At 43.2% G+C, this 8,436-nt stretch carries 12 protein-coding genes; 2 read left to right on the top strand and 10 right to left on the bottom strand.

From position 1 onward, the window contains the following. Positions 1-86: 86 nt before the first annotated feature. The 10 genes from Q1A41_RS09700 to Q1A41_RS09655 all read right to left on the bottom strand — a co-directional run bounded on the left by Q1A41_RS09700 (position 87) and on the right by Q1A41_RS09655 (position 7,002). A complete protein-coding gene (locus tag Q1A41_RS09700) occupies positions 87-551 on the bottom strand; it encodes a hypothetical protein (protein WP_299977802.1) in 465 nt (154 codons plus the stop codon). A 90-nt stretch (positions 552-641) separates the two neighbouring features. After that, positions 642-914 (bottom strand): hypothetical protein, encoded by a 273-nt coding sequence (locus Q1A41_RS09695; protein ID WP_299977799.1) that lies wholly within the window; start codon positions 912-914, stop codon positions 642-644. Between the two features lie 91 nt (positions 915-1,005). Further along, positions 1,006-1,410 (bottom strand): hypothetical protein, encoded by a 405-nt coding sequence (locus Q1A41_RS09690; RefSeq protein WP_299977796.1) that lies wholly within the window; start codon positions 1,408-1,410, stop codon positions 1,006-1,008. An 87-nt stretch (positions 1,411-1,497) separates the two neighbouring features. Continuing rightward, positions 1,498-2,418: a hypothetical protein gene (locus Q1A41_RS09685; protein ID WP_299977793.1), complete on the bottom strand. Its 921-nt coding sequence runs from the start codon at positions 2,416-2,418 to the stop codon at positions 1,498-1,500. A gap of 94 nt (positions 2,419-2,512) precedes the next feature. Then, positions 2,513-3,283 carry a hypothetical protein gene (locus Q1A41_RS09680; RefSeq protein WP_299977790.1) on the bottom strand — a complete coding sequence of 257 codons (771 nt, stop codon included), beginning with the start codon at positions 3,281-3,283 and terminating at the stop codon, positions 2,513-2,515. A gap of 100 nt (positions 3,284-3,383) precedes the next feature. After that, a complete protein-coding gene (locus Q1A41_RS09675; protein ID WP_299977787.1) occupies positions 3,384-3,836 on the bottom strand; it encodes a hypothetical protein in 453 nt (150 codons plus the stop codon). A gap of 67 nt (positions 3,837-3,903) precedes the next feature. Continuing rightward, a complete protein-coding gene (locus Q1A41_RS09670; protein WP_299977784.1) occupies positions 3,904-4,161 on the bottom strand; it encodes a hypothetical protein in 258 nt (85 codons plus the stop codon). Between the two features lie 81 nt (positions 4,162-4,242). Continuing rightward, positions 4,243-4,572: a hypothetical protein gene (locus Q1A41_RS09665; protein WP_299977781.1), complete on the bottom strand. Its 330-nt coding sequence runs from the start codon at positions 4,570-4,572 to the stop codon at positions 4,243-4,245. A gap of 64 nt (positions 4,573-4,636) precedes the next feature. Beyond that, entirely contained in the window at positions 4,637-4,999 is a 363-nt protein-coding gene (locus Q1A41_RS09660; RefSeq protein ID WP_299977779.1) for a hypothetical protein, read from the bottom strand. A gap of 545 nt (positions 5,000-5,544) precedes the next feature. Then, entirely contained in the window at positions 5,545-7,002 is a 1,458-nt protein-coding gene (locus Q1A41_RS09655) for an HD domain-containing phosphohydrolase (protein WP_299977776.1), read from the bottom strand. A 123-nt stretch (positions 7,003-7,125) separates the two neighbouring features. Between Q1A41_RS09655 and Q1A41_RS09650 the strand changes: the two genes are divergently transcribed. Both Q1A41_RS09650 and Q1A41_RS09645 read left to right on the top strand, forming a co-directional pair. Further along, positions 7,126-7,500 (top strand): VOC family protein, encoded by a 375-nt coding sequence (locus Q1A41_RS09650; RefSeq protein WP_299775233.1) that lies wholly within the window; start codon positions 7,126-7,128, stop codon positions 7,498-7,500. Positions 7,501-7,762: 262 nt separating this feature from the next. Continuing rightward, on the top strand, positions 7,763-8,431 hold the full coding sequence (locus tag Q1A41_RS09645; RefSeq protein ID WP_299977772.1) for a nitroreductase family protein: 669 nt from the start codon (positions 7,763-7,765) through the stop codon (positions 8,429-8,431). The last annotated feature ends 5 nt before the right edge of the window (positions 8,432-8,436 follow it).

Genomic DNA, 8,436 nt, shown 5'->3' with positions numbered 1-8,436 from the left:
AAAATATAAAAACTTCCACCCAGAGCACTGGCGGGTACCTTATTGCCTATTGACTGGTTAATGGCTCATATGTGTTATGTGTAACCTTAAAAGCCATATATGTGTTTTAGCGCAGAGTCAATGTCAGCTTTTTTTGATACTTCAATGTACTTTCGTTCGGAGAAGTGACCATATGCAATTTTTACTGGTGAAGAGCCTTCGCCTGTGAAGTATGACTCTGAATCAAAACTATAAAGTACTGCCACTGTATATTTATGGTTTTTTCCACAGCTAAATTTTAAGCGAAAAAATCCGTGCTCATTACCATAGTTAATGTACTCCTCATCGTGATGATCAATTTTTACATTATCCCAGCCAGGGAGACTTTTTGGACAGCGTGAATTTTCCTCTAAGTACATTCGTATATTGAAGGCACTATTTAGGGCAAATTCATCAGTCATTCTCATAGCGCCACGATGACTTTTTACCGAATCACTGCAATATTTTACTCCTATAGAAATCATTAAAAATACTGTAGCTCTCCAAATATATTTGCCTTGAACATTAAGCATATCTAAAGCACATAAGGCCTGCAGCTGCGGTCGAGCGAAGCGAGGTCCTGCCCCAGCGTCTTTTCGCTGGGGCGAGGCAGGCTGCTCTGGTTAGGTGCTGATATTTGAGACTGCCGCATACCAAGCCCCCAAAATTAATAATTGAATAGCCAGCCACTGCAATGATGCTATTGATTGGCTGATACCATTTTTTACGCGGTTAACAACCAATCTTTGGTACAACACCCCTGAAATATATAACACCATTATGCCGCAAATAATGTAAGCAATAATATTGCTAGTAACGAGCGATAAACTTAAGAACGTCGCGATGTATAGTGGTATAGAAATGACACCCGCAAACCACTTATTTTCGACGATCATTTTTGACACCTAACGCCAGCCACGCAGGAGAGCGTTTTTCATGAGTCCAGGAAAATGCGTTTTTTGCATTTTCCGATTGTGCTGGCCCTTGTTATGGCATGGGCTCAAATTCAAAGTATTCACCATCAATGTAGACTCTAGTTGGAGGCAACTTTCCATCAAAGCTAATAGAGTTGCCAAACTCTGACTCAGGAAATACAAGCTGAAAACCCACTAATTTTGTCGGCATTTCATTGAACCCTGAATAAGCACCCAAATATTTTCCACCTTCTGAAAACACAGCTACCCTTCTCATTCCTTTATTCGTTGGGGTGACGTAGTACACCCCAACCAGATGAAAGCATGTATTCTCATTGCATGCATCTGGATATGTTGAGTAATCTCCAGTTTCTGGGAAGTATCCTTGCGGATTAGCATCCTTTAGCCACTCACTAATATCAGCCGCATCCACGGAACAAAATAGAAGCAAGCCTGAAATCAACGTGATAAATTTCATACGTGTTGAGCCATAACGCTTCAATAACCGGCGCAGTTTTTCTGCGTCCGGCGTCTGAAAGGCGCGTAGTTAATTGACTTGTTAAATCTATAATTCACTAGGATCTACCTCTATAACTGATCGCAACTCTTCAAATCCCCTATATCGATACCCAGATTTAGGAATAATTGGCAAAAAAAACGATGAAAATCTTGTTGTCGGGTGCGCCAGACCAAGGTTCAGTGACGGAATATGAATTTGCAGCCACACAAGTATGATATTTTTGTTTTTTAAAAACGGCGTGTAGAAGTCATACTCAGATTCGATTTTTTTTAGCTTTTCTTGAATTATGTCCCTGCAATGTTCATAAGTAACGCCCCAAGTTACACCCTGATGAGGGTATGCAATCTTCGTAACATCAAAGACGGCCACACCAAGTTCCTTACTTAAAAATTTTGTCTTTTTAGTTTTTCGATCTAGCTGTTTTGCAGCCTCTTTTATTCTAGACTCTATTTTTTTCTTACTACTTAACCTTTTACACTCAATATAGAAAGTGAATTTATTCTTTCTGGTGACGATATCTGTTCTAGTTCTAACATCTACTTCCCAGCCTCTCCTTAGAAAATAGGATAGTATTCTAAGCTCGAATTGATAGTTTCTGGCAGTAGTGTCTTTATCATTTCTGGCATAACTATTTCCGCCAATAGACTTCTTAAATAGGTCTACAACTCCTTCTGGAAATTTATTCTTAATCCCATTGAAAATCCATATGAGTTCATGCACCTCCCTTAGAACATAAAGGTACTCTGTAACTGTGTCTTGATCTTCTTCACTATTTTTAGGATCAAGGCTGTCATTCTTCTCGTAATCTTCTAGAAACTTAATGTATTTTGGAATTCTAGTATTCGAAGCATCTATATTCTCACTCTTAAGCCAATTAAGAAGTTCGTACAGAGGCATTATGTGTTCTTCATTTGAGATACCAGGAATCGCTTTGCTATCTACAGAATATGTTCTTGACTCATCCATGGAAATTTATCAATCCCTCAGGTTAAGGCAGATATAACGCTTGCATCAAGTGACGCCGAAGGCGGTCACCTGGATGCACTTGTTACATGCCGTATTATTTGCTCCACTCGCGGGTGCCACTAATTTGTGACATTACATCTTCAAAATCAAATCTTGGGTCGATATTTGCGTTAAACTCTCCATGGTTTTCACCATATATGAAGTTTGGGCAGTCGCAATTATCTCCATACTCTCCACAATCCATACATTCGGGATTGCAAGCATCTATCATTCTGTCAATTGAATCATGAGGCTCGTAGTCATAAGTAAAGTGACCATAACCAGTGGAGCCGCATATTCTGCCATTGATAAAATCATCAACATCGTTGGTAGTTTTCAATCCACAATTAAAAATGACTGCAATAGGGCGCATAACAACCCTACAATAATCAAATTTGTATGATGATGCCTCAAAGAAGACTTTTCCATCATGGGCTTTTAGGCTATGAAATGTAAGGTCACCATACTCTTCTATTAGATCAGGGTAACGTTTTTGAAGCAGCTCAACATGTTTAAAAGAGTTATTGATGGCATCCAGTAGTCTGAATTTATTGTTTATGTGAACGCATCCATCCACATAATATTGTTCATCAAATTGATTGATGAAGTCTTTTCTTTTAACACTGGTCATCTTGTTTGAGATGAAAACCATATAATCAATCGCATGAGCTAAAATGGCATTAAATGAAAAAGCATGATGCAGCGCCAGTTTATTTTCATCTAAAAGCCCGAAGAATTCTTCTGATGATGGAATTAGCACATCATTGATGTAGGATAATAAATATCCAGCATATTTCTCTTCAGATTTACCATTATAAATATTCAATTTTACTCCTTCGTTGAATTAGGCATGTAACGCCCACATAAAAAGGCGAGCGTTAGCGAGTCCAGCCCGCGCTTTTCGCGGGCGGTTTTTGATGTGCTTGTTATGCATTTGCTAGCACCTCAAACTTTTTGATTGGAAATTCATGCTCTACCCACCGATCCTTGTATTCCTCTACGCCAATGTTTTTATGGATATCCCAAAGAACGCTGGTTATTTGTTGGATGATCCTAGCAACGGAGCAACTGCCATGAACTACAACCTTATATTCTGATTCTGGATGCATATTCCAACTTGCCCAATCATTAAACCAGCGGCCTTCGTAGTTGGCTATCTGGTCCTTGACGATAACTACAAGTTGTAATTCTCCCGGCTCATTCATAAAAACAACTTTCGCTTCTGGTAGTCCGTTTTTTAAGTCTATTGCCATTTGGGCTAGCTCAGCGAGACTATCATGCAAGTAGGATACAGGAGATTTGTATTTCTCTGCATCATCAGTTAACACAACAGTCGCCCAACCATGATCTTCTAGCTTGTACTCAATTCCGAATTTCATCTTATGTCATGCATTGGCTGTCCCGGCCGCGTTTTTCAGCGGCCGTACTTGCTTGGCCTTGTTATATTTATTTACTTTTTGAAATTTTATTAACACGCCTTTTTTCTGAAAGATACTCATATATTGAATAGAGAGCCGCTAAAGTTGCCGCTACGGCAGCGATCAGATTTAAGAGCAGTAAAAGAGCGATTTTTGCTTTATAACCAATATATGCAAAAACACCACAAAAGAAAATAATAAAAACCTCTGTGATTATAGCTTCCACATCAAATGTGGGCGCAGTGTCTATTGTTTTGGAGGCGAAGTGCTTAACTCTAATAGCCATAACCTGACTCCCTAAAAAATATAACGCCCGCATTTGCGGAAAATTGGAGCGCAGCGGAAATTTGTCCGAAACATGCGCTTGTTAGGGCTTGGTATTGATGCCGAATTGCTTCGCAAACTCGGGATCTATCCAAGCCGATTCTACTTGACCATGCTCTAGTTCAACTTCTCCTAGAGCAGTACATCCAGAAACAAAATCATTTACTGATTCAGATAGAAACACGCTCTCTGTTGTTTCGTGATCCCAGAAGCACACTGCCTCATTGAGTAGAACGAAGTAGTTACCGCAACAGTCTTCGGCAAGTATACTCGATGAGGACAAGCCCTCAGGGAAAGGCTCCTTGGCTTCTCGGATTACACCGTACTCAACTCCAGATTCGCTTTTAAATACTTTACCGAATGCTCGATTCATATCTGAGCCCTAACGCCCGCCACTGTCGCGTTGCGCTTTTTGCAACGTCGTTAGCTGGCACTTGTTATAAACTGATGTCATTAATGGCACTTGACCTTAACGATTCGATGTTGTCTATGACCTCGATGGCATTGCCCTTCGAGATTTCATTTATAGTTACTGTACCGTGAGAACAGGCTTTTTCAAGTGAGGCTGGACTCTCACCTGAACTACCCACAGCCCACACCCCCTGACCTTTTCTCCTTGCACCCTCATGCTGGGGATCGACCAATAACGACAAATAAGCTGGCACTCCTTGAGGTGACCAAATAGAGCGCAACTCCCAAATTTCGTCGGCCCACCAATCAAGGTCATCGTATTGGACATTTTCGATGCGCCAACCGTTTTCGATAATGCAGCTCTCCAGTTTTTCTCTAGGAGTCTTCATCTTGCTCCAAGTTTATAACAGCTAAATAAACAGACAAGCAGAATTACAACCAAACAGCAGACGCGTCTTATTAATACGGGGATTTCAGAAATAATAGGATGGTGTCCGTTTTAATACCTAGCTGCATTCCTTTGTCTAAATCTCTAATTTATTGTTTTATCTGGGGTTTTACAAGTACTAGAGAAATCATACTTAATTAACGAGGCCTGGCGCTTAAGTCGTTATTTGTTGGCTGTTAAATTGCTTTTTCTCTTGTGTAGCGGATTAAGAGAACGCAGCTAACCCTCGTATGTGGTTGATTAACTTATAACTTTGAAAGGGTTAATTGTTAATTCCCCAATTAATAGGAAGATACACGGCTAATGGTTTTAAATTTAAACCGGTATTTCAATCCATATACCGTTAGGTTCAAGGTGTTTGCTCGCTTGGGGGAAGCTTTTGATATGGCGTTGGTCTAAGGCAGCTACTAGGGATTAAGGCACCTGGCACCTTTTTAAAAAGGCACCAAGTACAAGGCGGTAGCTAATCAAAAAAGCCAAACAACACTAAGCCGCTTGCGTTTTATTATCACTAAACTCATCAGCAATACGCACAAACTCGCTTTCGCAATCTATAAAGGCTTGGATTATATCGGGGTCGAAGTGTTTGGCGCTGCCTTCTAGGATGATGCTTTTGGCTTTTTCGTGGCTAAAGGCGGGTTTGTACACTCTGGCGCTGATGAGGGCGTCGTATACATCGGCCAGTGCCATTAGGCGGCCGGATACAGGGATGTCTTCACCGCTTAGGCCGGCTGGGTAGCCGCTGCCGTCCCATTTTTCGTGGTGGCTTAGGCTAATCTCTTTGGCGATTCTTAAGAAGGAGTTGCTGCCCAGTTGGCGTTCGGCAACCTCTAATGCATCGGCGCCAATTTGTGGGTGGCCTTTCATAACTTCAAATTCTTCATCGCTAAGCTTGCCGGGTTTTAGCAAGATATTATCGGGAATGCCTACCTTGCCTATATCGTGCAGCGGGGCCGATTTATAAAGCAGTTCTATGGTGTCGTCATCCAGTTGCTCGCGGTATTTTGGATTTTTACGCAGCTCTAACGCTAGCGCTTTTACATAGTTTTGGGTTCGCAGAATATGCCCGCCGGTTTCATTGTCGCGGGTTTCGGCTAGGCTGGCTAAGCCTAAGATGCTGGCATCGCGGGTGATGCTTAGCTCGCGGCTGCGCTCGGCCAGTGCGGCGATGGTTTTATTGGTGTGCAATGCCATAAGGCCAAATTCATCATTGCTGCTTACTGGCACTTCGGCTTCTAAATCGCCTTGGGCGACAGCGGCTAGGGCGCTTTGCTCCATGGTGATAAACATTTTTAAATTATTGGCATAGGCAAAAATAATGCGCAGCACGTACACCATAATCACGGCCACGACAAAAGAGACCTCAGTAAGAATATAACGCTGTGCGGTGGCCAGTGGCAGATCTTCACCCACCTGTTGTAGCCAATGTAAATCTTTATTGATCACCATAAACACTACGCCAATTACCGCGATAGCACAGGCGCAGGCAAAGTGACTGAATTTGTGAGTAAGCGGGTAAGGATTGCAATCTGGGGTGATATGCTCGCCGGCATCGGCTAGCTGCTCGGCTATTTTGCGCTCTTTCAGCAGGGCCTGATCGCAGGCGATAAAGAAGCCAAAGATCGCCATGCCAATAATAACCTTTAAGCCGCTTTCTAGGGGGGATTGGTGTAGCAGGCGAAAGTAGGCGGCCAGGGCAAGGCCGGTAAATAAGAATAGGCCCATATCCAGAATAAACTGGCGTTTAACCTGCTTTTTAAGCTCGGTATTGCTAATTTGCCCATCTAGCAAGTAGCGCCCAAGGCCAATAATGGCAAAGCTCAGCATTATAGGAATCAGCAGTGCGCCCAGGCTCAGGCTGTCTAAAAAGGGGCATACTTGTACGCCGTATAGCCCAAATAGCGCGGCCGCGACCAGATAGTGTTGTCGGTAGCTTTGTGTCATTATTCAGCAAGCCTTTCAGGTATCAATACACAGTTTTAGATTATGTCGGCGGTTTTTAGGCAGTCTTGAAAACATTGTGTTCAGCTCGGTCAACCCATAGCGGTAATGCCGCAAGGAGTCAGCATGGCGAAGGTATTAGGTGTCGGTGGTATTTTTTTCTTCTGTGAGGATCCAAAGGCCTTGGCGGCTTGGTATCAAGAGCATCTGGGCTTGCCGATAGATCCAAGCTATGGCGGCTGTGCCTTACAGCCTGCGGATATGCCCGAGCATGGCTACACCGTTTGGGCGCCCTTTAAACAGGGCAGCGATTATTTTAAGCCTTCCAGTAAAGAATTTATGATGAACCTGGTGGTGGATGATTTGCCCGCCGCACTAGAGCAGGTAAAACAAGGTGGCGCCGAGCTTATCGGCGAGCCGGAATCTTTCGATTATGGCGATTTTGGCTGGTTTATGGATCCGGCCGGTAACAAAATCGAGCTTTGGCAGCCCAAGGGCTAGTGTTTCTCTCTTAGCTGCCTCTCCTGGGCGTTGCTAATCAAAGTGTCGCTAATCTGGGCGGCGCTTGTTCGGGCTGTTTTCTAGGCCACTTTTCGGCTAGCGGCTGTAAAAGCCCCTAGCTTTACAGTTTTATGGCAGTTTTCATTGATTTTATCGCCCCTACACTCGTCTTAGCTCTATGAAGCGGCGGTAATGCAGTAATACCCATTGTTAATAGATATTGTTAAAAAATAACGATATGCCCAGATAATAAGAGAGAAACATGTCTGAATACCCCTTTATCCCACTAGATTTTCAACAGCAAAGCGAAGCCGAGATGGAAGCCAATGCCCTTAGCTTCTACGAGATGATCAAGCGCCGTCGCACCGTGCGCGATTTCTCGCCAGAGCCCGTGCCTCGCTCGGTAATTGAAAATGCCCTAAAAGCCGCGGGCACGGCGCCCAGTGGTGCCAATAAGCAACCGTGGCACTTTGTGGTGATTAGCGATGCGGAAACCAAAAAAGAGATTCGCCTGGCCGCCGAGGAGGAAGAGCGCCAGTTTTATTCCGAGCGTGCTACCGAAGAATGGCTAGACGATTTGGCACCTTTAGGCACCGATGATAAAAAGCCCTTCTTGGAAACAGCCCCTTATTTAATTGCCATCTTTTTGCAAAAGTTTGAATACGATGAAGAAGGCAGCAAGCATAAAAACTATTACACGGCAGAATCGGTAGGCTTGGCTTCTGGCTTTTTAATTACTGCCTTGCATCAGGCGGGTTTAGCGACTTTAACCCACACCCCAAGCCCAATGAAGTTTTTGAATAAAATCTGTAAGCGCCCAGAATACGAACGCCCATATATTTTATTGGTGGTGGGCTATCCAGAAGAAGGTGCCCAGGTGCCAGATATTACTAAAAAGCCCCTAGCAGATTTTACTACGTTTATTGAGTAACAAGG

Source organism: uncultured Pseudoteredinibacter sp. (assembly GCF_947502065.1).
Classification (GTDB): Bacteria; Pseudomonadota; Gammaproteobacteria; order Pseudomonadales; family Cellvibrionaceae; genus Pseudoteredinibacter.
This window is presented reverse-complemented; position numbering and strand designations above follow the sequence as displayed.

What these genes read in the sequence shown, in the direction of transcription:
- Q1A41_RS09700 (WP_299977802.1), bottom strand. Translation starts at nt 551, where the DNA reads ATGCTTAATGTTCAAGGCAAATATATTTGGAGAGCTACAGTATTTTTA.
- Q1A41_RS09695 (WP_299977799.1), bottom strand. Translation starts at nt 914, where the DNA reads ATGATCGTCGAAAATAAGTGGTTTGCGGGTGTCATTTCTATACCACTA.
- Q1A41_RS09690 (WP_299977796.1), bottom strand. Translation starts at nt 1,410, where the DNA reads ATGAAATTTATCACGTTGATTTCAGGCTTGCTTCTATTTTGTTCCGTG.
- Q1A41_RS09685 (WP_299977793.1), bottom strand. Translation starts at nt 2,418, where the DNA reads ATGGATGAGTCAAGAACATATTCTGTAGATAGCAAAGCGATTCCTGGT.
- Q1A41_RS09675 (WP_299977787.1), bottom strand. Translation starts at nt 3,836, where the DNA reads ATGAAATTCGGAATTGAGTACAAGCTAGAAGATCATGGTTGGGCGACT.
- Q1A41_RS09670 (WP_299977784.1), bottom strand. Translation starts at nt 4,161, where the DNA reads ATGGCTATTAGAGTTAAGCACTTCGCCTCCAAAACAATAGACACTGCG.
- Q1A41_RS09665 (WP_299977781.1), bottom strand. Translation starts at nt 4,572, where the DNA reads ATGAATCGAGCATTCGGTAAAGTATTTAAAAGCGAATCTGGAGTTGAG.
- Q1A41_RS09660 (WP_299977779.1), bottom strand. Translation starts at nt 4,999, where the DNA reads ATGAAGACTCCTAGAGAAAAACTGGAGAGCTGCATTATCGAAAACGGT.
- Q1A41_RS09655 (WP_299977776.1), bottom strand. Translation starts at nt 7,002, where the DNA reads ATGACACAAAGCTACCGACAACACTATCTGGTCGCGGCCGCGCTATTT.
- Q1A41_RS09650 (WP_299775233.1), top strand. Translation starts at nt 7,126, where the DNA reads ATGGCGAAGGTATTAGGTGTCGGTGGTATTTTTTTCTTCTGTGAGGAT.
- Q1A41_RS09645 (WP_299977772.1), top strand. Translation starts at nt 7,763, where the DNA reads ATGTCTGAATACCCCTTTATCCCACTAGATTTTCAACAGCAAAGCGAA.